General features: G+C 69.7%; 1 protein-coding gene. It reads right to left on the bottom strand.

Annotation, left to right across the window (positions count from 1 at the left end; translation table 11 throughout):
• Window positions 1–699 (bottom strand): non-ribosomal peptide synthetase (locus ACTWP8_RS38220; RefSeq protein WP_443326648.1); only part of this gene is annotated, 699 nt, incomplete at both ends.

Raw genomic sequence — 699 nt, forward strand, 5'->3', positions numbered from 1 at the left:
CTTACGCGCCCTCGACACCAGCAGCATCGACATGATCGAGTCACCACCCAGCTCGAAGAACGAGGCATCGGCGCTGACCTGGTTCAGGCCGAGGACTTCGGCGAAGAGCCCGCAGAGGATCTCCTCGGTGGGGGTGGCGGGGGCGCGGCCCTCGGTGGGGGTGGCGGTGTCGGGGGCGGGGAGGGCGGAGCGGTCCAGCTTGCCGTTGACGGTGAGCGGCAGCGCTTCCAGCGCCACGACCGTCGGGACCATGTACTCCGGCAGCCGCCCGGCGGCGAACTCCCGTACCACCGCCACATCGAGCTCCCCGCTGGGCACCACGTACGCGACCAGCCGCTTGTCCCCCGGACCGTCCTCGCGGACCACGACCGCGACCTGACCCACAGCCTCGTGCGCGCCGATGACGGCTTCGATCTCGCCCAGCTCCACACGGAACCCGCGAACCTTGACCTGCTCATCCACGCGGCCTGCGAAGACCAGTTCGCCGTCGGCGGTCCACTTCGCCAGGTCACCGCTGCGATACATCCGCCCGCCCGGGACAGCGAAGGGGCACGCAACGAAACGCTCCGCGGACAGCCCCGGCCGCCCGATGTAACCCCGAGCCAGACCGGCACCGGCGATATACACCTCGCCCGTGACCCCTTCCGGCACCGGCTTGAGGAACTCATCCAGCACGAACACCTTGTTGTTGGGGAGGGG

Source organism: Streptomyces sp. 7N604 (assembly GCF_052245475.1).
In the GTDB taxonomy this organism is placed as follows: Bacteria; Actinomycetota; Actinomycetes; order Streptomycetales; family Streptomycetaceae; genus Streptomyces.